The sequence below is a fragment of the Thermaurantiacus tibetensis genome (assembly GCF_015354055.1).
GTDB classification, from domain to species: domain Bacteria; phylum Pseudomonadota; class Alphaproteobacteria; order Sphingomonadales; family Sphingomonadaceae; genus Thermaurantiacus; species Thermaurantiacus tibetensis.
In genome coordinates this window covers 377,325-398,273 of sequence record NZ_JACHTM010000002.1, presented here as the reverse complement: position 1 = coordinate 398,273, position 20,949 = coordinate 377,325, and the positions used below count along the sequence as shown (strand labels likewise).

The window sequence follows — 20,949 nt, the reverse complement described above, 5'->3', positions numbered from 1 at the left end:
TCCCGGCCGGTGCCAGTTCCGCGCGCTTGCGTCGCCGCCGCCGTTCCGGCAACGCGCGGCGCGTGGCTGCGCTCTTCGGGGGATTTGCCGTGATTCTTGCCTCTGCCGTTTCGGTTGCGGCCGCGGCCCAGGGCGGAGCGGCAGGGAGCGGGGGCCCCGGTTCGCAGGCCGATCCGCTGGCACCACGGGCGGGCGTGGAAGCGAAGGTCTCGCCGCTCGCCGAAGTGACGCTCGCCGTTGCCGATCTCGACGCGGTCGCGCGCTTCTTCGGCGACGGGCTTCGCATGGCCTGCACCCGCGCCCGGCTCGACGGCGAGCCAGCGACGCATTTCCGCCGCCACCATGGGCTAGCGGGCGACGGCCCGGTCGAGCTCCTCTCCTGCACGCGGCCCGGCGTGCCGGGTGCAGCGCGGGTGCGGGCCGTGCGCCTGGGGCCCGAAGCGCCGGCAGCGCGGCCGGGGCACGACGCAAGGCTTCCCGGCGGGCTCTCGCTCGGCTTTCCCTCGGCCGGCAACGCAGCGCTCCTCGAGCGGATCGAGGGGCTCGGCTTCCGCTCCTCGGCCGGGCTCACCAACATCACCCTGCCGCGCGGCGACGGCACGACCTACACGGTGGGCGAAGTCCATCTGCTGGCGCCCGAAGGCCTCTACGCGCTCGGCATCGACCGCGGGGAGATGGCCCCCGTCGGGCCGATCGACCATCAGGCAGGCGTGGGCGGGCCGGCCTATTCGGGCGCGATGGTCACCGACCTCGAGGCGGCCGCGCGCCTTCTGGGCTCGGTGGTCGGCTTCGAGAAGCGGCGCGAGGTCGAGCTCGAGAGCGCAGGACCCGAGGGCGGCCTCGGCCTTCCCGCCGGCACGAAGTTCGATTTCCAGCAGTGGTTCGCCCCCGGCGCGGCGAGCGGCTATGTCATCCTGATGCGCCTCAAGGCCAATGCCCGGCCGGCGGTGGCGCCGGGAGGGTTCGCAGCGCGCGGGCTTGCCATGTGGAGCTTCGAGGTGGCCGACGATCTTGGCCTTCGGGCGCAAGCCGCGCGGGCGGCGGGCGTTGCGGTTCGCGCCGGGCCGGCCGACGTGCCCGATGGCACCGGCTGCCGCCGGAGCCTGGTGCTCGACGGCGGCGACGGCCTCCTCGTCGAGCTTGTCGCGCGCACTGCCTCGGCCTGCTGACCCCTAGTTCCAGCGGCTCTGCCGGGAGAGATAGTCGAGCGCGGCCTTGCCGTCGGGCGGAAGGGTGCCGAGAAAGAGGCCGGGGGCATGGCGGGAGCGGTGCGCCTGGTATTCGGCCAGCACGAGATCGGTGTGGACGTTCGGCTGGCGGTGGCGGGCGCGGAACTCGGCGATCGGGATGGGCGCGAGCACCAGCTCCTCCACCTGGGTCTTCGCCTTCGCCACCACCTCGCCGCGGGGGCCGTAGAGCGCCGAGCCGCCGCCGCCGGCGGCCTCGAAGAAGCCGCGGATGCCGGGCGAGATGGCGTTGTTGCAGATGGCGGTGTAGACGCCGTTGTAGTAGCTGGTGGCCTGGACATCGAGCTCGGAGAAGCCGCCGCTCGCCGTGCGCAGGATGATCTCCGCGCCCTTCATCGCCATGGCCCGCACATATTCGAACTCGCGCTGGGTGGACGTGGTGGCGAGGTTGCCGAGCGGCGTGCGGGTGACGGGGACCACCGCGTCGCGGCCATACATCTCGACATAGCGGTCGAGCACATTGTGGATGGTGGTGGTGAACAGCTCGAAGCCGGCGAAGACGCCGATGATGTTGCGCGCCTTCCAGTGCTTGTCGGCGATCCGGCCCTCGCTGTCGATGAGCGTGGTGATGGAGAGCAGGTGGCCGGGCCAGTCCGGGTCGCGGGCGTAGGAGCCGAAGACAATCCAGCAGCCATGGCGGCGGGCGCGCGCGGCGATCGCCTCGGTCTCCTCGCCGGGGATGTCGATGGCGACGTTGAGCGCCTGCCGCCGGTCCCACTCCCAGGACCAGCCGGTGATCGGGAATTCGTGGAAGAAGAGGAGGTCGGCGCCGCCGCCATAGGCCTGGGCGGCGTCGATGAGCTCGAGCATGTGGGCGAGGTTCTCGGCCCGGCCGCGGCGGGCGGCGGCCGCGCTCGTGCCGTCGATCGGGCGGACCCGGCTCTGGACGATTCCGAGCCGCACCACCGGCCGGGCGAGCGGCACCGTCTCGTAGGTGCCGTCCGCGCGCACCGAGATGGCATCGGGCCCGCGCCCCATGGCGGCAGAGGCGGGGGCGGTCGGGAGGGCAGCGGCCCCCGTGCCGGCGGCAAGGCCGGTGAGAAGCGTCCGGCGGGAGATGTCTGCAAGCGGGTCGGTCATGGCTGGAACTCGAGCGGATCGGTGAGGATGCCCGGGTGCTTCGCTGCGACCTCAGCGAGGAAGGCGGGCGGGAGATCCTCGAGGCGGTGGGTCTTCATGCCGACCGCGCGCCAGAGCTGGGCGCCGGGCGTGCCGGGCGGCATCTCGAGCCAGGTCTGCCACTCGGTCTGGCTGGTCCAGGCGCTGGTCGCGGGAAGGCTGGTGCGCTTCGGGTCGAGGAGGTCGGCGGTTGCGACCACCCAGTCGTCCTGGGTATATTCGGTGCGGGCCCTGGTCGCGCCCTTGGGTGTCCAGCGGGTGAAGGCGACGCGGCTGACGAAGGTGACATCGCCCATGGTCACGAACTCGAGCCGCGGCGGCCGGCCGAAGACGGTCGACTCCATGGTGAAGTTGGCGCTGACCTTCGGCCCCGTGGGCGTGAGCACCGAGCCCGAGATGCCGCCGCGGAACGGCGGGACCGGCACGGTCCGGCCGGTGACCGGGTTGGTCCATTCGGAGAGATAGGCGCCCGTCTCCGGGTCGGTATAGAAGAGGAAGCTCCGCGAGACCGTCTCGACATTGCCGTCGGGGAGCAGGCGCGAGCGCGACACGCTGCCCCCCTCGTAATCGTAGAGGCGGCGGCCATAGTCGGCGATCGGCAGGCCCTCGCCGGGCGTCAGGCCGAACACCTTGCCGCGGCTGTAGCCGTAGAGCGGGCGGCCCGAGAGATCGCCCTGGAGCTTCGCAAGCGTCAGCATGTGGAAGCGCGGGTCGTCGAGCGGCAGGGAGGGGGCCGGACCGCGTGCGCGGCGGGGTGCGGCAGCGGCAGGCACGGCGGCGAGCGCCGCGGCGGAAAGGCCGGCGGCCGAGAGGCCGAGGAGGTGGAGGGCGTCGCGTCGGTCCATGGGGGCTCTCTCTCAGGCAGTCAGGATCTCAAGCGCAGCGCGCTGGCCGGATTCCATCGCGCCCTCCATGCCGCGGGCGACTTCGGCGGTGTGCTCGCCGGCGAAGTGGATCCGGCCCGCCGCCTTCGGCAGCGCGCTGGCGAAGCGGGCGATCTGGCCCGGCGCCCAGCAGGCATAGGCGCCGCCGGCAAGCGGGTCGCGCGCCCAGGAGAGGGTACGCAGCGGGCGCAGCGCCCCCCTGGTCGCGGGGCGGAGCCGGGCGAGGTCGGCGAGGATGGCGGCGGTGGCGGCAGCCGGCTCCATCCGGTCCAGCCGGTCGGCCTGGAAGCCCGAGACGAAGGCGACGAGGCTCGTCACCTCGCGCCGGTCGGGCCCGTAGCGCAGCGCGACGAAGCGGCCGGCGAGCGTGTCGGTCCACATCGAGGGCGGCAGGCCATCCTCCTCCCAGAAGCGGCGGCGGGGGACGAAATGGGCCTGGAACACGCGGTTGTAGGGCAGGAGGTCGATTCCTTCCTGCTGCAGCGGCGGAAGGGCTGGCGAGAAGCTGACGAGGCGCAGCGCGCTTGCCGGAAGGGTCACGATGACCTGCCCGGCGCGGAAGCTGCGGCCGTCTTCCGCGAGAAGGGTCACGCCCCGGTCGTCCGCCTCGATCCGGCGGACGACAGTGCCGAAGCGCACCTTCTCCCCGAGTGCGCGGGCCATGGCATCGGGCAGGCGCTGGTTGCCGCCGGCAATCGCGAAGGCGCCGGGCCCGGCAGCCGACATGAGCTCGGCGTTGCGGAAGATGTGGAACCACATGAGCGCCGACATGTCGTGCGCGGAGTTGGCGTAGCTCGGGTTGGTGGCGAAGCCCAGGCGGAGAGAGTCCGCGCTCCAGCCCTTCTCGAGGAGGAGGGCGGCAACCGGGCGGTCGTGGACCGCCATCGCCGGGTCGCGCCAGGCGGCCGCCTCGGGGAGCGGGTTGAAGGGGCGGAGCGCCGAGAAGCTGACGCTCCACGGCGGGCGCGCCCGCATCTCGCCCGAATAGGGGTTGAGAGGATGGCTCTCCCAGCGGGCGAGCGGGATGAGCTCGCCGCGCAGGCCGATCACGGTCGAGTCGGCGGTGAATTCGGTGCGCTCGCGCACGTCGACGAGGGCGAGGCCGAGGCTCCGGGCGCGGTCGACGAGCCGGGCATAGCCGCTGCCGATGCCGTTGCCGCCGGCCTCGGGCCGGCCGGGCACGTCGTCGAGGGTCCACAGCCGCCCGCCGGCGCGCTCGCGGCCCTCGAGCACGAGGACGCGCGCGCCCGCCTCGGCAAGGACGAGCGCGGCCTCGAGGCCAGCAAGGCCGGCGCCGACGACGATGACGTCGGCCGTCTCGGCAGTTCCGGAGGCGGAGGCGGCGGCCAGAGCGCGCCCGGGGGCAAGGGCAGCGGTGGCGAGCGCAGCGCCGGCGGCAAGAACGGTGCGGCGGTCGGGCATGGTCAGAACTCCGGCTCCGCCGCTTCGGGCGGCACGATCGCGCAGTTGACGAGCAGCTGCTTCAGGTTGAGGCCGATGCGGCCCGCGCTTGGCTCGGTCCAGCCATAGGCGATTTCACGGCGGGCGCCGTCCTCCACTTCGGCGACATAGAGGGTGAGCGAATTGCGGGTGAAGACGCCCGGCGCATTGTTGTAGGCCCAGGCGACGTTCCTCAGGCGGATGGCGAGCGTGCGCGGGGGCTCCTCGGCGGTGGTGAAGACGGCCTCGCCACCCTGGTCGGGAAGCGTGAAGGGCCCGTGGCGGCGGAAGGGGATGGCGCGGCCGCCGCCGACTCCGGGGATGTCGACATGGCAGGTGAAGCTGCGCGCGCGGCGGAAGCGGGCGAGGCGGGCGCGGTCGTCCCCCGGCCCCTCGAGGAGCACGCCCTCGGCAAGGAGCAGGGTGCGGCGCTCGCCGCGGCAGCCGGGGGCGGCGCTGCCGCCGAACTGTCCCGCCTCGCGGAGGAGGAGCAGGGGGCAGACGCCGGGGCGGTCGGTCTCGAGCCGGACGAGATCGCCCGCGGGCACGAGGCGCCAGGTCTCGGTGGCCGTACCGCGCGTCACGCGGAAGGCGCGGGGGTCGGCCGGGTCGGCGGCGATGGCAAGGGCCTGGCGGGGGTGGGTGACGGCGTCGGCCTCGGTGCCGCCGGGCCGGTTGCGGCGGCCCTCGAAATAGGCCTGCTCGATGGAATCCCACTGGCCCGGGAGCCAGCGGGCAATCACCATGAGGTCGCGCTCGGCCGGCGGCTGGTCGGTGCCCTGGGCCCGTGCCGCGGTGGTCACGGCAAGGAGGGCCGCCGCGGCGAGCGCCTTCACGCGCTTAGAACCGCTTGGCGAGCGTGGCGCCGACGTTGCGCAGCCGCGGCGGGGTCACCGCGAAGTCGCGGATGTTGGCCGAGGAGACGTTCTGGCCGAGGAGGAAGGCGATCGCTTCGCCGGGCCGCAGCGCCGGGCGGAAGAAGGTCTGGCCAGTGTCGATCGAGCGCAGGATGTCGACCGGCGTGCGATCATTGAGGGCGTTGGTGACGAAGACCGAGACGCTCCAGCCGTCGCGCTCGAGGCCGCCGCGGAGGTTGAGATTCCAGCTGTCGCCCGACCAGCCGAGGTTGTCGACCTGGATGAAGCGGCGGGATTCATAGGCAAGGTTGGCGCTCAGGAAGGCGGAGACGCGGTTGCCAAGCTCGAAGTCGGCGTCGCCTCCCAGCGTCAGCTGGTGCTTGGGCGAGCGCGGCAGCGTGTTGCCACGGGCATTGCCGCGCAGCGCAAGAAGCTCGTTGACGGCAGCGAAGCGGGCCGGCGCGGCCGCCGCGAGCGCGGCGAGATAGTCGGCATAGCCCGGCGAGCCCGGCGCCTGGAAGGGGGGCAGCGGTGCCCGGGCGTTGAGCGCGGCCAGATCGGCCGCAGTGATGTAGAGGTCGGCCTGGTCGTCGGCGATGAAGTTCTTGATCTTCGCGTCGATGAAGGCGTAGCCGAGGCGGAGCGAAAGCCAGTCGGTCGCCCGCCAGGCGCTCTCGAGCTCGAAGCCCTTCACTTCCGAGCGGCCGACGTTCGAGGTGAAGGAGAGCGAGCCGAGCACCCCGTCGCGGCGCTGGACCTGGATGGTCTCGGTCAGCTGCTGGTTCTTCCAGTCGATGTAGTAGAAGGCGCCATTGAGGGTGAGGCGGCGGTCGAACAGCTCGGTCTTGGCGCCGATCTCGTAGCTCCAGGCTTCCTCCTCCCTGAAGGTGTCGAGGCCGAGGCCGACGAGGCGGGCGACCTCGCTGTCGTCGTAGATGGCGTTGTAGGCGCCGGAGTTGAAGCCGCCGGGCTTGTTGCCCTTGGCCGCCACGCCGTAGACCATGACCGTGTCGGAGAGGCGGTAGTCGACGGTGAAGCGCGGCAGGAAGCTCTTGTAGGTGGCAACACCAAGCGGCGCCCGAATGTTACGGCGGAAGGTGGTGGTGCCGACGGTTGCCGTCGAGGTGCCGATGGTCTCGAGATCATCCTCCTGGTAGCGGCCCTCGGCCGAGAGGGTGAGGCCCTCGAACAGGTCGAACTGGACCTGGCCGAACAGCGCCCAGTTGTCGACGTTGTTGCGGAAGACCGCGTTGCGGACGATGCGGGCCGGGTCGTCGCCGATGACCCAGGGCCGCGGCGGAGGCCCGGGGAAGGTGAGTGCGGCGCTGAAATTGTCGCCGAGGCTGCGCTCGCGGTAGATGTAGGCGCCAACCAGGCCGCGCAGCCGCGTATCGGCAGGGCTCAGCAGCTTGACCTCGCCCGAGACGTCGCGCGCGCCCGAGCCGGTGATGGTCTCGAAACCGAGCACGCGCCGTTCGGTATAGTCCTGGTCGACGGCGGTCGTCTGGCGGAAGCGGTTCCAGGCGCCGATGCCAACCAGCGTCCAGTCCCCGAGCTCTTGGTCGATGCGCAGGCTGGTGCGGATGGTGCGCCGGTCGAGCGCGTGGGGGAAGCCGGCGGCCCGGTAGACGCTGGTGCTGAGGGAATATTGGTCGAGCGAGCCGATCTCGCCGCAGAAATAGCCGCGGGTGCGGGTGCGGGCGACCGGCCGGCGTGCCGGCGCCGGGCCCACGCCGATGATCTCGGGCAGGAAGCAGTTGAGCGCGCCGTTGTTGACGAGCTCGCCGGGGACGGGGAGCGTCTGGCCGGGGATACGGCCAAGCAGTGCGATGGGGAAATGCCCGTCCTGGTCCTCCATGTAGTGGACCCGGGCGACGATGTTCAGCGTCTCGTTGGGCGTGGCGCGCAGCGTCATGCCGACCGAGTTGGACTTCTCCCGGCCGAGCTTCTCGGCAGGATCAGCGAGATTCTCGTACTGGCCGCCGAACCGCCAGACGCGGCCGTTGATCTCGGCGTAGAGCCGGTCGCGCAGGATCGGCGCCGAGGCAAAGGCCGAGAGCTCGCGAAGCCCATCCTCGCCGAGGCTGAGCGCTGCCCGGCCGCGGAACTCGTTGTCGGGCTGGCGGGTGATGAAGTTGATGGCACCCGCGAAGGTGGCGCGGCCGAACAGCGCCGCCTGCGGGCCCTTGATGACCTCGACGCGTTCGAGCGTGTCGAGATTGTAGGCGGAGAGCGAGCCGAGGACGAACACGCCGTCGAGGAAGAAGGCGGCGTTGGGCGCGCCCTGGATGTTCGACATGCCGCGGATGACGGGGCGGTCGAAGTTGCGGCCGAAGGCCTGGCGGTAGGAAAGGCCCGGGGTCAGGTCGGCAATGTCGTTGACCGAGCGCAGCGTCTGCCGCTCGATCGTGTCGGCGCTGACCGCAGTGATCGAGAGCGGCACATCCTGCAACCGCTCCTCGCGCTTGCGCGCGGTGACGATGATGTCGTTGGGGGAGCCGGAGGCCGATGCCGTCTCCTGCGCGTGAGCAGCCGGCGCTGCGCCCGGCAGCGCGCCGAGCAGGAGGGCAACGCCAGCCACGCCGGAAAGAACGGCGCCCCGAACCGAAACATGATCCTCCAGCATCCCCGTCTCCCTGGCCCGAAGTGTTCCGGCTTCGCCGGATTTGTCCGGACAAGTTGCGGCCTTCGCGCGAACCTGTCAACAGGATGAACGGGCCGAAGCGTAGGCCGGCCGCAAGCTAGCGGGTGGCGGCCCTGAGATAGGCAATGACGGCCGCGCGGTCCTCGGGCTTCGGGAGGCCGGCAAACGCCATGGTGGTGCCGGGGACGGCCCGGCCCGGCCCTGCGAGGAAGCGGTCGAGCGCGGCTTCGTCCCAGAGGATCCCCGACTCGCGCAGGGGCTTCGAATAGGCGGCAAAGCCCGGCCGGCTGGCAGCCGCGGCACCGAACAGGCCGTGGAGATTGGGGCCCACCTTGTGCGGCTCGCCGGCAGCGAGCGTGTGGCAGGCGCGGCACTGGAGGAAGAGCAGGCGCCCGCGGGCGGCCGGGTCGGCGGTCTGGGCGGAGGCCGGAACAGACAGCGCCAGCAGCCCGAGCGCGGCGGTCGTGCAGGCGAGGCGGGCCGGGTGCATCAGCGCGGCACCTGCGGGATCGCGGCCGCCACCTCCGGGCCGGGCGTGCTGGCATAGGCGGGCGGCTGCACCCGGCCGGCCATGTAGGGCGGCGGCGGCAGCTCTGGGTGGACGGTGACGGTGAAGCTGCCGGCGGGCGGGTCGAGGCGGAGCGGGCGGATCCGTTCCTGGTATTCGCGCGAATACCAGAAGGCGCGCGCGTGGGCGAGGCAGGGGAAGCGCACGACGAGGATCGACTCGTTCGCCGGCGGGTCGCCTTCGAACACGTCCACCCGGCGCGGGTCGTTCAGATAATAGCCGTCGAGCGCGGGGTAGAGGCCCGAGGCGCGCAGCGCCTCCGCATAGCGGGCGAGGCGCTCGCGGTCGGCAAGCAGACCGCGCACGATCATGAGGACCGGCCGGCCGTCGCAGCGCTCGGGGTCGAGCGTCGGCTGCCCGGCAACCGGCGAAGGGACATCGCGCGGCGGCGGCTCCGCCGCCAGGGCGGGAAGGCCCGGCAGGGCGGCAAGGGCCAGAAGCACGGAAGGGACAAGGCGGCGCGCCGGCCCTGCCCGCCCCTTGCCCCAGCCAAGCGACGCGTCACCCATGCCGGCGCGCGCTATCCCCGGCGCGTGAGACAAGCAAGCCACCCGTGCCAGACGCCCGGAAGCGCAGCGGAGGTTGGTGTTCGCGCCGCGCCGGCCTAGGGTGCGGCGCGATGACCCTCGTCGAGATCGCCGCCGCCGCCATCGAGGGTCTGGCTGCGATCGTCTTCTTCTCGATTCCCGTCGCCGGGGTTCCGGTGCAGCTCATCGTGCTGTGGCTCGCCGCGGCGATGGTCTTTGCAACCTTCTGGCTCGGCGTGCCGCAGCTCCGCGGCTTCGCGCTCGGCTGGGGCGCGCTGTTCGGGAAGCGGCAGGATGCCTCCGCGCCCGGGGGAGTCTCGCAGTTCCAGGCGCTTTCGACGGCGCTTGCGTCCACCGTCGGGCTCGGCAACATCGCCGGCGTCGCCGTGGCGGTCGCGACCGGCGGGCCCGGGGCGATCTTCTGGATGGTCGTCATCGGTTTCTTCGCGATGGCGCTCAAGTGCGCCGAAGTGACGCTGGGGCTCATGTTCCGCGACGAGCTGGCCGGCGGCCGGGTGGTGGGCGGGCCGGCCACCACGCTGATGCGCGGTCTCGCCTCGATCGGCTTCCCGCGGCTCGGCCGGCGGCTGGCGCGGTTCCACGCCGTCTTCATGATCGTGGGCTGCATGTCGCTCTTCCAGGTGAACCAGGCCGAGATCCAGGCGGCAGCGGCCTTCGGCTTCGAGGCGCCCGCCCTGTTCGGCCTTGGCTTCGCCGTGCTGATCGCCCTCGTCCTCCTCGGCTCGATCGGCTGGATCGGCCGGGTGACCGGCCGGCTGGTGCCGGCCATGTGCCTCCTCTATGTCGCCGCCTGCCTGGCCGTGATCGGTGCCAACCTCGACGCGCTTCCCGAGGCGCTGGTCAAGATCGTCGCGCAGGCCTTCGATCCGGTCGCCGTGGCCGGCGGGGCGGTCGGCGTCTTCATCATCGGGATGCGGCGGGCCGTCTATTCCTCGGAGGCCGGAATCGGCACGGCCGTTGTCGCGCACGTCCAGGCGCGCACGCGCGAGCCGGCGAGCGAGGGGATGGTCGCGCTCATCGAGCCGTTCGTCGACACGGTCGTCATCTGCACGCTCTCGGGGCTGACGCTTGTCGTGACCGGCATGTACATGGAGGATCTGACGGGCGTGGCCATGACCTCGGCGGCGCTTGCCACCGTCATTCCCGGCGCACCCGCGATCCTCGCCGTCGTGGTCTTTCTCTTCGCCTATTCGACCGTGCTCGCGAACGGCTTCTACGCCGCCGAGGCCTTCCAGTTCCTGACGCGCCATTCGCGCTGGCACGAACTCGGCTTCAAGGCCGCCTACTGCGCGGCGCTGCCGCTTGGCGCGCTGCTCGAGCCGGGGCAGATCCTCGACATGGTGGACTCGGCCTTCTTCCTGATGGCCGTGCCCAATGTCATCGGCATCTATCTCCTCGCCGGGCCGCTGCGGCGCGAGGTGAACGGCTTTCTGGCCCGGCACGGGCAGGCGCGGGTGGTGGAGGAGAGGACATGAGCGCAGGCGAGATCGTGGCGCACGGCGCCGAGACGGGGGCGAGCGCCTATGCGCTGGCCATTGACGTGCGCGGCCACACCATCCTGGCGGACGAGCCGGTCGAGGAGGGCGGCGGCAACCTCGGGCCCAACCCCTATGATCTTCTGGTCGCAGCGCTCGCCGCCTGCACGGCGATGACGGTGCGCTGGTATGCGCTGCGCGAGCGCTGGCCGCTCACGCGCGTGGCCGTCGAGATCCGCCACCGCAAGGGCGGGCCGGGTGCAGCGAGCCCGCGGCAGGACGTGTTCGAGAAGTGCGTCACGATCGAGGGCCCCGAGCTCGACGAGGAGCAGCGCAAGAAGCTCCTGGACGTGGCGGCGAAGTGCCCGGTGCAGCGCACGCTCGAAGGCACGCCGCTCATCCTGACCCGCTGCGGGGACGCCGCCTGAGGTTGCCCTCGCCGCCCGGGCTTCCTATCGCCCCGGGCATGGCGGTCTCTCGGCGCACGGTCATCCTCGCAGGCGCGGGCGGGCTCGCGCTCGTCGGCGCGGGTGCGTGGTGGCGGGTGTCGCGGGTACCCGAGACGGCGACCGCGCCCTGGGATCTCGCCGGCCCGCCGCCCGCCGACGTGCGGCTCGATGCGTTCCGCCACGCCATCCTCGCCCCCAGCGCGCACAACCTCCAGCCCTGGCGCATCCGGCTCGATGGCGAGGACTCGGCGACGCTTTACTGCGACCTCGACCAGCGGCTGCCCGAGGCCGACCCGTTCGACCGGCAGCTGACCATCGGCTTCGGCTGCTTCCTCGAGCTCGCCCGCATGGCGGCGGCCGCGCGGGGAGTCGCGATGGAGATCGTCCCCTTCCCCGAGGGCACGCCGCCCGGCGGCCGGGAGGGCGGGCTCGATGCGCGGCCGGTGGCGCAGCTCACCTTCGCGCCGCGCGCGGGGCTGCCGCCCGACCCGCTGTTCGCCCATGTCGCCGCCCGGCGCTCGAACAAGGCAGCCTATGACCTGTCGCGCCCCGTGGACCGGCGCGAGCTCCGGCAGCTGACCGCGAACGGGCTCGACTGGCGGGTGCGCGGCACCACCACCCCCCGTTTCGTCGAACCCATCCGCGACCTGGTGCTCGAGGCGCTTGCGATCGAGCTTGGCACGCCGCGGGTCCATCGCGAGACCGTGGGCCTGATGCGGATCGGCGCGCGCGAGGTGGACGCCTCGCCCGATGGAATCGCGCTTACCGGCCCCGCCGTCGAGGCGGCGGCGGCAGTCGGCCTCATGACCCGCGAGGCGCTCGCCGAGCCGGGTTCGGCCATGTTCGAGACCGGCGCCCGGCAGCTTCGCGCAAGCCATGCCGCAACCCCGGCCTTCCTCTGGGTGGTGACCGACCGCAACGACCGCGAGAGCCAGCTGCGCGCCGGCCGGGTCTATGTGCGGGCCAACCTCGCCGCCACCTCGCTCGGCCTTGCCATGCACCCGGTGAGCCAGGCGCTGCAGGAATATCCCGAAGTCGCCGATGTCCATGCCCGCCTGCACGCGCTGCTGGTGCCCGAGGGCGGGCATGTGCAGATGCTCGCGCGTGTCGGCTACGGCCCTGAAGTGCCGCCCTCGCCGCGCCATCCGCTGGAGGCGAAGCTGGTCTGACGCCTATCGCGCCGCGGCAATCACGCCGGATGCCTCGAGCCGGGCGAGCTCGGGCTCGGCAAGCCCCAGCACCTCGGCGAGGATGGCGCGCGTATGCTCGCCGAGCCGGGGCGGGGCGGAGCGGACGCTGGCGGGCGTCGCCGAGAGGCGCTGCGGGTAGCCGACCACATGGATGGGCGTGCCGTCGGCCCGCGCAACGGTGGCGACCAGGCCGGTCGCTTCGACCTGCGGGTCAGCGAAGACCTCCGGCAGGCTGTTGATGGGGCCGGCCGGCACGCCGGCCTCGGTCAGCGCGGCCAGGAGCGCCTCGCGCGGGCGCTTCGCCGTTTCCGCCGCGATCTCGGCCTCGAGGAGCGCGCGATGGGTCTGGCGGCCGGCGTTGGTCGCGTAGCGCGGGTCTCCGGCGAGGTCGGGCCGGCCGAGCACGCGGGCAAGTGCTGCGAACTGCCGGTCGGAGCCGACGGCGATGATGAGCGTGCCGTCGGCGGCCGGGAAGTCGCGGTAGGGCACGACGGTGGCATGCGCGTTGCCCGAGCGCTGCGGCACCCGCCCGGCGTTGAGCCAGTTCGCCCAGTGGTTCGCGAGCATCGCCACCTGCGCCTGGAGGAGGCCGGCGTCGATGTGCTGGCCCTGGCCGGTGGCGCGCGCATGGTGAAGCGCGGCGAGCATCGAGATGGTGGCGTAGAGGCCGGTTGCGAGATCGGCGACCGGGATGCCGGCGCGCAAGGGGCCGCCGCCGGGCTCGCCGGTCAGGGACATGAGGCCGCCCATGCCCTGGATGAGGAAGTCATAGCCCGCTTCCTTCGCGCGCGGCCCGGTCTGGCCGAAGCCGGTGATCGAGCAGGTGACGAGGCGGGGGTTGGCCTTGCGCAGCTCGGCCGGGTCGAGACCGTGGCGGGCGAGGGTTCCGGTGCGGAAATTCTCGACGAGAAGGTCGGCATGGCCCGCGAGCGCGCGGATGAGGGCAGCGCCTTCGGGCTTTCCGAAATCGATCGCGAGCGCCTTCTTGTTGCGGTTGGCGGCGGCGAAGTAGCAGGCGTCCCCGCTGGCGTCGGGCAGGAAGGGCGGGCCCCAGCCGCGCGTGTCGTCGCCCGCGCCCGGGCGCTCGACCTTCCAGACGGTCGCGCCAAGGTCGGCGAGCGCCTGCGTCGCCCAGGGGCCGGCGAGCACGCGCGAGAGATCGAGCACGCGGACGCCGGCAAGCGGGCCGGGCGGGGCGGCTGGCGCAGGAGACGGCGGGGCGACGGAAGGCATGTGCGCGCCTTGCCGCCGGCCGGGGGAGCGTCAAGGGCCAGGGACGCGGGTCGCAGGGGCATGCCCCTCGCCCCTCCCCGCTCCGTTCGCGGATGCCGGCGGACCCGTTTGGGCGTCCCAAACGGTCCCTCGCCCGGCAGGCCGCCCGCTGGCGCTCAGAACTGGACGCGCTTGGTGTAGCCGCCGTCGATGACGAGGTTGGTGCCCGTCGTGTAGCTGGAGGCCGGGCTGGCGAGGAACACGACCGCCTTCGCCACTTCCTCGGGCGTGCCGAACCGGCCGAGCGCGAAGCCCGCAAGCGTTGCCTTGTAGAAATCGGGCATGGCGGTCTCGATCATCGACCAGTTGCCGCCCGGATACTTGATGGGGCCGGGGGTCACGACATTGACCCGGATGCCCTTGGGGCCGAGGGCCTGCGAGAGCTGCTTCGCATAGGTGATGAGCGCGGCCTTCAGCGCATTGAACGCCTGCGGCACGAGGAAGGTCTCGACCGCCGCGGTCGAGGACATGAAGATGATGGAGCCCGCGCCCGAGGCCTCGAGCGCAGGAGTGAGCGCATCCACGCCCTCGACGGCGCCGCGGATGTCGAGGAGGAAGGTCTTCTCCCAGTCCCCGGTGGCACCGGCGCCCGAGGAGGAGACGTTGTGGACGAAGATGTCGCAGCCGCCGAGCGCGTCGAGCGCGCGCTTCAGGAAATCGCGGTAGACCTCGACGCCGGTGAAGTCGAGCGCCTCGGCATGGACCTTGCCGCCGCGCGCGGCGAGGCTGGCCCGGGTCTCTTCGACCTGGTCGGGGTTGCGCGAGAAGAAGGCGATGTCAGAGCCCTCGTCGGCGAAGAGCTCGAGGCTCGCCCGGCCGATGCCGCGGCTCCCGCCCGACAGGATGACCTTCTTGCCCCTGAGACCGAGATCCATCGCTTGCCTCCCTTGCCGCTCCTGCTGCCCTTCTAGCGCCGGTCGGGTGGATTGCACCCGGCATTTCGGCGAGGCATGGAAGGGCGGGAGGTTGAGGTGGCGGGGAACGCCGGCAGGCTGAAGCTCAAGGCCCAGCTGATGCGCGGCGAGGAGATTGCGCTCGGGCCGGGCAAGGCCGATCTCCTCGCCGCGATCGCGGCCCATGGCTCCATCTCCGCGGCCGGGCGCGCGCTCGGCCTCAGCTACCGCCGCGCCTGGCTGATGGTCGACACGATGAACCGCTGCTTTGCCGCGCCGCTCGTCCGCACCCACCCCGGCGGGCGCCAGGGCGCCGAGCTGACCGACGAGGGGAGCGCCGTGCTCGCCTCTTACCGCGCGCTGGTCGCAACCCTCGAGGCGGCCGCCGGACCAGCAGCGGAGGGGCTCCTCGGCCGGCTGAAGCCGGAGCCTCCGTCCGGCTGAGCCGGAAGGTCGAGCGCGGCCCTGACCGCTTCGGAGGCGGGCGCGGCCAGCACCGCCTCGGGCGGACCCTCCTGCAGCAGCCGGCCGCCATCGAGGACGAGAAGCCGGTCGGCAAGCGCGCGCGCCTCGTCGAGATCGTGGGTGACGAGGAGGGTGGGCACGCGGATGGACGCGCGCAGCGCCTGAAGCTCGGCGATGAGCGCGCGGCGGGTGCGGCGATCGACGGCGGAGAAGGGCTCGTCGAGGAGGAGCACGGCGGGCTCGCGGGCAAGCGCACGGGCGAGCGCCACGCGCTGCTGCTGGCCCCCGGAAAGCTGGTGGGGCTTTCGCGCGCCGAGCCCCTCGAGGTGGACGAGGGCGAGCAGCGCTTCGGCGCGCGCCCGCCGCTCGCTGCGCGGGAGATGGCCCATCGCGGCCTCGACATTGGCGCGGGCGGACAGATGCGGGAACAGCGCATAGGCCTGGAACAGGAGGCCCACGCGGCGCCGGTGCGGAGGGAGGTTGAGGCCGGCCGCGCTGTCGGCCCAGATCTCGCCGGCGCAGGTCACGCGGGTCTCGGCCGGATGGTGGAGGCCAGCGATCGACCGCAGCACGCTCGACTTGCCCGCGCCCGAGGGCCCGACGAGCGCCACCAGCTCGCCGGGGGCAACCGCGAAGGCGAGATCGAGCGGGATGGGCGTGCTGGCGCGGAGCGCGACCGCCAGCCCCGGCTCAGCCATGCGCCTGGATCCGCCGGCCCAGCGACTGGACGGCGAGGATTGCGCCGACCGAGAGGAGGAGGAGGAGCGCCGACATCCGGCCTGCCGTCTGCATGTCGAAGGCCTGGACCGAATCGTAGATGGCGATCGCTGCCGTGCGCGTCTCGCCGGGGATGGCGCCGCCGACCATCAGCACCACGCCGAACTCGCCGATGGTGTGGGCGAAGGTGAGGACCATGGCGGTCAGGATGCCGGGAAGCGCCAGCGGCAGCTCGACCTTCAGGAAGGCGCGGAGCGGCGAAAGCCCCGAGACGGCGGCCGCCTCGCGCACCTCGCGCGGGATCGCCTCGAAGCCGCGCTGCATCGGCTGCACGGCGAACGGCAGGTTGGCGACCATGCAGGCAAGGAGCAACCCGGCGAAGCTGAAGGCGAGCGGGTGGCCGAGGAGCGCCTCGAAGAGCGCCCCGAGCGGCGCCGTGCCGGTGAAGGACTGGAGAAGATAGTAGCCAAGGACGGTGGGCGGCAGAACGAGCGGCAGCGTGACCAGCGCCTCGATGAGCCCCATGCCCTTCAGCCGGCCGAAGGCGAGGCTGCGGCCGAGCCAGAGACCGACGGGAAGGAGGACGAGTGCCGTGGCCCCCGCCAGCCGGAGCGAGAGGGCGAGCGCTTCGCCGTCCATCAGGGAGACTCGCCGGGCAGGACGAAGCCGTAGCGGCGCAGGATCGCGTGCGCCTCGGCCTGCCCAAGGAAGTCATGGAAGGCGCGCGCCGTGGCGCCGGCGCCCTTCATGAGCGCCATGCGCTGGCGGAGCTCGGCGTGCCAGTCGGCGGGGATGAGGGCGAAGCGGATCTTCGGCGCGATGGCCGGCGCGCGGGCGAGCGAGAGCGGGATGATGCCGCCCTGGGCTGCGCCCGAGACGGCGAACTGGGTGGCCTGCGCGGCATTCTCGCCAAGGACGAGCCGCGGCTCGACCGCCGCCCAGAGGCCGGCGCGGGTCAGCGCCTCGCGCGCAGCGCGGCCATAGGGGGCGTGCACCGGGTTGGCGATGGCGAAGCGGCGGATCCGGTCTCCCTTCAGTGCCTCGGCGAGGCCGGCAAGCTCCGGGTCGACCCGGACCGGCGAGCCGAGCGGCTGGGCATGGCCGATCCGGCCGATGGCGTAGAGGCGGCCCTCGTCCAGCGTGCGGCCGGCGGCGTGCAGCTTCGCGATGAAGCCCTCGTCGGCGGAGAGGAACAGCTCGAAGGGAGCGCCGGCAAGGATCTGCTGGGCGAAGCTGCCCGACGAGCCGAGGGTCACGCGGACGCTCGCGCCCGTCCTGCGGGTGAAGGCGGCGACCAGCTCGGGCATGGCGGCCTGGAGGTCGGCAGCAGCCGCCACCGGCGGGCCGGAGGCGCGCTGCGCGAAGGCCGGCGCGGCGGCGAGGGCGGCAAGGCCGAGGAGGGCGGAGCGGCGGGCGAGCATGCTGTATGCGTGCCGATACGGGAGCGCGGGCGGGCGCGCAACCGTGCCGGCCGGGAGGATGGGCGGCTGGCGGCCGCCCCGGCGGGAGGGAAGCCCCCGGGCCGGACGGGAAGCGCCGTCGGTCGGGCTCGAAGCAGGCCGCCCTGCGCGGCCGCCCGCACCCGGGCCGGACGGCAGGGTTGGTGTGGCGGCTGCCGGCCGGCCCGGCAGAAAGCTGGTGCGGGTGATCGGGATCGAACCGATACTCCGTTGCCGGAACCGGATTTTGAGTCCGGCGCGTCTGCCAGTTCCGCCACACCCGCGTGGCGCCCGGCTAGCGGTGCGAGCGGGCAAAGAAAAGGCCCGGCCGCGGGCAGCGGCCGGGCCCTGCCGCGCCAGACGCGCTCAGTAGGTGAAGCGCACGCCGAGCCGGACCGCCCAGGTCGAGATGTTGACGAAGTTGGTCAAGACCGGGTCCCGGAAGTTCGAGTAGACGTAGCGGGTGCAGGGCGCGGTGAGCGAGGTGGTGCCCTGGCAGGCCACGTTCACGATGGTGGCGTAGTAGGGAAAGGCGACCTGCCGGAGCGATCCGAGGTCGCTGTCGATCATGTTGAGGAAGTTCTCGAAGTCGGCGAAGGCCTCGATCCGCGAGCCGCGGAAGAAGGGGATCTGCTGGGCGACAGAGATGTCGAGCTTGTTGAACCGCGGCGACTGGCCAAGGTTCTTGGGAACGATCTGGCCCTGGTAGTCGGCGAGTTCCGAGTTGAGGACGAAGTTGCGGAACGCCTCGAAGGTGGCCGCATTGTTGTAGGTGACACGCGGGTCGGCGTCGATCGCCGACACGTTCGGCACGTAGAGGAGGTAGCGGTTGTTCGTGCCCGTGGTGCCGAAGACCGCCGAGCGGTTGGGCGTCGGGTCCTGGAAGGTGTGGCTGTAGCGCTGTCCGGCCACCGAGTTGAAGAAGAGGTCGATCCGGGTGGCGGCGTTCCTGAAGAATTCGCGCTGGTAGCCGAGGTTCACCCGGAAGGCGTTGTCGCGCTGGTAGATCGAGGTGCCGTAGGCGGCGTTGTTCGGGTCGGCCGAGGCGGCATTGTTGTAGTTCGAAAGCGCGACCGAGGAGGTGCCGGGGTTCTCGTCCTTGGCGCGCTGGAAGGTGTAGGCGAAGCCGAAGTCCAGACCCGACTCCCAGCGCTTGTCGAGGCGGGCGATGATGTTCCAGCTGTAGCCCTTGTCGGTGTTGGTGAGGAACACGTCCTGGTTGTTGCCCGAGGTGGGCGAGAAGGGCTGGTAGCGGGGCCGGCCGTCGGGAAGCGTGGGCTGCACCGTGTTGCGGACCGAGCGCAGGTCGGTCCAGGTCAGCGCATCGCGCACGCGCGAGTAGATGATGTCGCCGCCGAGGCGCCAGTCGTCGCCGAGCGGGCCGGCGTTCAGGCGGTAGTCGACGGTGCCCGAGATCCGCCACTGCGAGGGCAGCCGGAAGTCGGGGTCGAGCGCGTTGGTGGTGGCCAGCGCCGGCCCCTGGGCGCGGAGCAGGGTGAGGAGCTCGGCCGGGATGAACTGGCCGCCGCGGACGTTGTCGAGCGTGGCGGAGCCGAGGGCTGCCACCTGCGCGGGCGTAAGCCCCGGGATGCCGGGGATCGAGAAGGTGCCGTTGGCGTTGCGGATGACGAGCGTGGAGGCAAGGAGCGGCCCGGGGTTCGAGAAGCTGTTCGAGATCCAGACGTTGGGCGAGCCGCCGGCGAACAGGCCGGCCGAGCCGCGCAGCGTGAGCCGGTCGTCTGCCCGCCAGTTGATGCCGAAGCGGGGCTGGAGGATGCCACGGCCGTTGAGCGTCGCGTTGTTGGCGAAGCCGTAGCGGTCGGCGAAGGCCTGGTTGAAGAGCGGCCGGTCCCCGCTCTCGTAGAGGTCGTAGCGGAAGCCGTAGACGAAGGTGAGGTCGGGGCGGACGTCCCAGCTGTCCTGGCCGCCGAAGGTCCACTGGACGTTGGTGAAGATGGCCCGGACCGTGTCGATGTCGCCGCGCACGGGGGTGGCGATGAAGAGGTTGTTGGCGCGGCCCGCCTCGAAGTCGGCGATGGAGTCGAAGCGCCAGTTGCCCGAGACGTTCTGGGCGAAGAGGTTGTTGAAGCTCTGGGTGCGGCGCTCGAGGATCGCCTTCACGTCGTGGTTGTTCTGCCGCAGGCGGGCAAGGAACTCGATGCCCCAGGTCTTGACGTCAAGCTCGTTGGCCTGGCGGGAGATGTCGGGGCCGAACTGGATCCGGCCGGTGCCCGCCGGACAGGGCGGGGTGGGCGTACCGGTGGTCGGCCCGGGGGCGAGGCAGACCTGGAACTGGCCGAACTCGCGGCCGTTGTAGGGCACCTGGAGGCGCGTGTAGTCGTTGTAGCTGAAGCGCACCTGGGTCGAGAAGGCTTCGGTCCAGTCGCTGTTGAGCTGCAGCACCCCGTAGTGGTTGATGGAGCCCTGGTTGTAGGCGTTCGACTGCAGCGAGAGCGTCTCGTTGACGGCGCCCACCTGCGCAAGGCCGGTCTGGCCGGCAAGCAGGTTGCCCTCGTTGTAGATGTAGGTGGCCGCCAGCCGGTGGTCGTCGGTGATGTTCCAGTCGAGCTTGGCGACGAGCTTCTTGTCATCCTCCTCGACGTTGGTCGGCACGTCGAGCGGGTCGTAGTTGTAGCGCGAACCGCGGGCGATCTGCTGGATCCGGGTGATGTTCGCGCGTGTCACCGAATTGAGGGTGTTGCCGAAGCCCTCGCCGGCCGGGCCGACGAGTGCGGGCGTGGAGTTGTCAAGCTGCTCGTAGGTGACGGCGAAGAACAGCTTGTCCTTGATGATCGGGCCGGTCAGCTGGACGCCCCAGATCCGCGAGGTGAAGTCGCGGTTGACCTTCGTGCCACGGGTGTTCTTGCCCGAGAGGCTGTCGTCGTTGAGCGACCAGAAGCCGGTGAAGCCGAGCCGGTTGGTACCCGACTTCAGCACGGTGTCGACCGCACCGCCCTGGAAGTTGCCCTGCTGGATGTCGACGGGGGCGACCTGCACGGTAAACTCGCCGATGGCATCGAGCGGCACCGGCCCGCGCGCCGAGGCAAGGCCGCCAGCCTCGAGGCCGAAGGGGTCGCCGAAGGCGATGCCGTCGACGGTGATGCGGTTGAAGCGGTTGTTCTGGCCGGCGATCGAGATGGCGCCCGTGCCGTTGGTGGGATCAAGCACGACATAGGGGCTGCGCGCGGCGAGCGTGCGGACGTCGCGGTTGACGGTGGCGACGTCGCGGATGTCGTCTGCCGAAAGCACGAAGGCGGCGCCTGTCTGGAGCGAGATCGAGCTCTCCCGCGCCCGCGCCGCGGTCACCTCGATGGTCTGGCCCTCGGGAACAAGGAAGACGGCAAGGCGCTGCGGCTCGCCCGAGACGACGTTGGTAATGGTGGCGGTCGCCGAATCGAAGCCGGGTGCTGCGACCGTCACCTGGAAGGGACCGCCGATCCGCAGGTTGGCGGCGCTGAAGCTGCCCGAGGCATCCGAGGTCACGACCGAGCGCGTGCCGGTGGGCACGTGGACGATGGTGACGGTGGCGCCCGCGATCGGGGCGCCGGAATCGTCGGTCACCTGGCCGCGGATCGTGCCGGTGACGTCCTGCGCGAGCGCCGCGGGGGCAAGCGCAAGGGGTGCGAGGACGGCCGAGAGCGCGACGGTGGCGCGGAGGAGGCCGAGAAGGACCGGCGGACGCGTGGCTGCCATGGGAACTCCCGAATCGCTCAGCGGGGACAGGCACGCCGCCCCCGGAAAG

At 71.9% G+C, this 20,949-nt stretch carries 18 protein-coding genes and 1 tRNA gene; 5 read left to right on the top strand and 14 right to left on the bottom strand.

Translation table 11 applies throughout. From position 1 onward, the window contains the following. Positions 1-62 precede the first annotated feature (62 nt). Positions 63-1,169 (top strand): hypothetical protein, encoded by a 1,107-nt coding sequence (locus tag H3H34_RS06520; RefSeq protein WP_194744469.1) that lies wholly within the window; start codon positions 63-65, stop codon positions 1,167-1,169. 3 nt (positions 1,170-1,172) lie between these two features. Here H3H34_RS06520 and H3H34_RS06515 read toward each other — a convergent pair whose 3' ends face one another. The 7 genes from H3H34_RS06515 to H3H34_RS06485 all read right to left on the bottom strand — a co-directional run bounded on the left by H3H34_RS06515 (position 1,173) and on the right by H3H34_RS06485 (position 9,268). Then, positions 1,173-2,327, bottom strand: coding sequence for a nitrilase-related carbon-nitrogen hydrolase (locus tag H3H34_RS06515; protein ID WP_194744468.1), 1,155 nt, complete (start codon positions 2,325-2,327; stop codon positions 1,173-1,175). Next, positions 2,324-3,211, bottom strand: a complete 888-nt coding sequence (locus tag H3H34_RS06510) for a DUF1838 family protein (RefSeq protein ID WP_194744467.1) — start codon at positions 3,209-3,211, stop codon at positions 2,324-2,326. The genes H3H34_RS06515 and H3H34_RS06510 overlap by 4 nt, the downstream gene beginning before the upstream one ends. Before the next feature lie 12 nt (positions 3,212-3,223). Next, positions 3,224-4,672, bottom strand: a complete 1,449-nt coding sequence (locus H3H34_RS06505) for a flavin monoamine oxidase family protein (protein ID WP_194744466.1) — start codon at positions 4,670-4,672, stop codon at positions 3,224-3,226. 2 nt (positions 4,673-4,674) lie between these two features. Continuing rightward, on the bottom strand, positions 4,675-5,526 hold the full coding sequence (locus H3H34_RS06500) for a hypothetical protein (protein ID WP_194744465.1): 852 nt from the start codon (positions 5,524-5,526) through the stop codon (positions 4,675-4,677). Between the two features lie 4 nt (positions 5,527-5,530). Continuing rightward, positions 5,531-8,173, bottom strand: coding sequence for a TonB-dependent receptor (locus H3H34_RS06495; RefSeq protein WP_194751879.1), 2,643 nt, complete (start codon positions 8,171-8,173; stop codon positions 5,531-5,533). 115 nt (positions 8,174-8,288) lie between these two features. Then, the gene (locus H3H34_RS06490) at positions 8,289-8,681 is read right to left on the bottom strand and encodes a c-type cytochrome (protein ID WP_194744463.1); all 393 of its coding nucleotides are present in this window, start codon (positions 8,679-8,681) and stop codon (positions 8,289-8,291) included. Further along, positions 8,681-9,268 carry a DUF1330 domain-containing protein gene (locus tag H3H34_RS06485; protein WP_194744462.1) on the bottom strand — a complete coding sequence of 196 codons (588 nt, stop codon included), beginning with the start codon at positions 9,266-9,268 and terminating at the stop codon, positions 8,681-8,683. The genes H3H34_RS06490 and H3H34_RS06485 overlap by 1 nt, the downstream gene beginning before the upstream one ends. Positions 9,269-9,378: 110 nt before the next feature. Between H3H34_RS06485 and H3H34_RS06480 the strand changes: the two genes are divergently transcribed. Genes H3H34_RS06480 through H3H34_RS06470 form a run of 3 tightly spaced genes read left to right on the top strand, consistent with a single transcriptional unit; the run spans position 9,379 to position 12,400 of the window. After that, complete coding sequence (locus H3H34_RS06480) at positions 9,379-10,782, top strand: alanine/glycine:cation symporter family protein (protein ID WP_194744461.1); 1,404 nt, start codon at positions 9,379-9,381, stop codon at positions 10,780-10,782. Further along, on the top strand, positions 10,779-11,210 hold the full coding sequence (locus H3H34_RS06475) for an OsmC family protein (protein WP_194744460.1): 432 nt from the start codon (positions 10,779-10,781) through the stop codon (positions 11,208-11,210). The genes H3H34_RS06480 and H3H34_RS06475 overlap by 4 nt, the downstream gene beginning before the upstream one ends. A 38-nt stretch (positions 11,211-11,248) precedes the next feature. After that, positions 11,249-12,400, top strand: a complete 1,152-nt coding sequence (locus tag H3H34_RS06470; RefSeq protein WP_194744459.1) for an Acg family FMN-binding oxidoreductase — start codon at positions 11,249-11,251, stop codon at positions 12,398-12,400. A gap of 3 nt (positions 12,401-12,403) precedes the next feature. On the opposite strand, the gene H3H34_RS06465 is transcribed toward H3H34_RS06470, so the two are convergent. Both H3H34_RS06465 and H3H34_RS06460 read right to left on the bottom strand, forming a co-directional pair. Next, positions 12,404-13,654, bottom strand: a complete 1,251-nt coding sequence (locus tag H3H34_RS06465; RefSeq protein WP_194744458.1) for a CaiB/BaiF CoA transferase family protein — start codon at positions 13,652-13,654, stop codon at positions 12,404-12,406. Between the two features lie 155 nt (positions 13,655-13,809). After that, entirely contained in the window at positions 13,810-14,568 is a 759-nt protein-coding gene (locus H3H34_RS06460) for an SDR family NAD(P)-dependent oxidoreductase (protein WP_194744457.1), read from the bottom strand. A gap of 75 nt (positions 14,569-14,643) precedes the next feature. Between H3H34_RS06460 and H3H34_RS06455 the strand changes: the two genes are divergently transcribed. After that, entirely contained in the window at positions 14,644-15,030 is a 387-nt protein-coding gene (locus H3H34_RS06455; RefSeq protein WP_194744456.1) for a winged helix-turn-helix domain-containing protein, read from the top strand. Here H3H34_RS06455 and H3H34_RS06450 read toward each other — a convergent pair. The 5 genes from H3H34_RS06450 to H3H34_RS06430 all read right to left on the bottom strand — a co-directional run bounded on the left by H3H34_RS06450 (position 14,937) and on the right by H3H34_RS06430 (position 20,900). Then, entirely contained in the window at positions 14,937-15,749 is an 813-nt protein-coding gene (locus H3H34_RS06450) for an ABC transporter ATP-binding protein (protein ID WP_194744455.1), read from the bottom strand. The two genes, H3H34_RS06455 and H3H34_RS06450, sit on opposite strands and share 94 nt — an antisense overlap. Further along, positions 15,742-16,407, bottom strand: a complete 666-nt coding sequence (modB, locus tag H3H34_RS06445) for a molybdate ABC transporter permease subunit (RefSeq protein WP_194744454.1) — start codon at positions 16,405-16,407, stop codon at positions 15,742-15,744. The genes H3H34_RS06450 and modB overlap by 8 nt, the downstream gene beginning before the upstream one ends. Continuing rightward, positions 16,407-17,189: a molybdate ABC transporter substrate-binding protein gene (gene modA / locus H3H34_RS06440; RefSeq protein WP_194744453.1), complete on the bottom strand. Its 783-nt coding sequence runs from the start codon at positions 17,187-17,189 to the stop codon at positions 16,407-16,409. The genes modB and modA overlap by 1 nt, the downstream gene beginning before the upstream one ends. A 215-nt stretch (positions 17,190-17,404) precedes the next feature. Next, a tRNA-Leu gene (locus H3H34_RS06435) sits at positions 17,405-17,491 on the bottom strand. A gap of 82 nt (positions 17,492-17,573) precedes the next feature. Continuing rightward, positions 17,574-20,900 (bottom strand): TonB-dependent receptor, encoded by a 3,327-nt coding sequence (locus H3H34_RS06430; protein WP_194744452.1) that lies wholly within the window; start codon positions 20,898-20,900, stop codon positions 17,574-17,576. Positions 20,901-20,949 lie beyond the last annotated feature (49 nt).

Bases quoted from the DNA above. Each gene is read 5' to 3' on its own strand.
- H3H34_RS06515 (WP_194744468.1), bottom strand. From the start codon at position 2,327: ATGACCGACCCGCTTGCAGACATCTCCCGCCGGACGCTTCTCACCGGC.
- H3H34_RS06510 (WP_194744467.1), bottom strand. From the start codon at position 3,211: ATGGACCGACGCGACGCCCTCCACCTCCTCGGCCTCTCGGCCGCCGGC.
- H3H34_RS06505 (WP_194744466.1), bottom strand. From the start codon at position 4,672: ATGCCCGACCGCCGCACCGTTCTTGCCGCCGGCGCTGCGCTCGCCACC.
- H3H34_RS06495 (WP_194751879.1), bottom strand. From the start codon at position 8,173: ATGCTGGAGGATCATGTTTCGGTTCGGGGCGCCGTTCTTTCCGGCGTG.
- H3H34_RS06490 (WP_194744463.1), bottom strand. From the start codon at position 8,681: ATGCACCCGGCCCGCCTCGCCTGCACGACCGCCGCGCTCGGGCTGCTG.
- H3H34_RS06485 (WP_194744462.1), bottom strand. From the start codon at position 9,268: ATGGGTGACGCGTCGCTTGGCTGGGGCAAGGGGCGGGCAGGGCCGGCG.
- H3H34_RS06480 (WP_194744461.1), top strand. From the start codon at position 9,379: ATGACCCTCGTCGAGATCGCCGCCGCCGCCATCGAGGGTCTGGCTGCG.
- H3H34_RS06475 (WP_194744460.1), top strand. From the start codon at position 10,779: ATGAGCGCAGGCGAGATCGTGGCGCACGGCGCCGAGACGGGGGCGAGC.
- H3H34_RS06470 (WP_194744459.1), top strand. From the start codon at position 11,249: ATGGCGGTCTCTCGGCGCACGGTCATCCTCGCAGGCGCGGGCGGGCTC.
- H3H34_RS06465 (WP_194744458.1), bottom strand. From the start codon at position 13,654: ATGCCTTCCGTCGCCCCGCCGTCTCCTGCGCCAGCCGCCCCGCCCGGC.
- H3H34_RS06460 (WP_194744457.1), bottom strand. From the start codon at position 14,568: ATGGATCTCGGTCTCAGGGGCAAGAAGGTCATCCTGTCGGGCGGGAGC.
- H3H34_RS06455 (WP_194744456.1), top strand. From the start codon at position 14,644: ATGGAAGGGCGGGAGGTTGAGGTGGCGGGGAACGCCGGCAGGCTGAAG.
- H3H34_RS06450 (WP_194744455.1), bottom strand. From the start codon at position 15,749: ATGGCTGAGCCGGGGCTGGCGGTCGCGCTCCGCGCCAGCACGCCCATC.
- modB (WP_194744454.1), bottom strand. From the start codon at position 16,407: ATGGACGGCGAAGCGCTCGCCCTCTCGCTCCGGCTGGCGGGGGCCACG.
- modA (WP_194744453.1), bottom strand. From the start codon at position 17,189: ATGCTCGCCCGCCGCTCCGCCCTCCTCGGCCTTGCCGCCCTCGCCGCC.
- H3H34_RS06430 (WP_194744452.1), bottom strand. From the start codon at position 20,900: ATGGCAGCCACGCGTCCGCCGGTCCTTCTCGGCCTCCTCCGCGCCACC.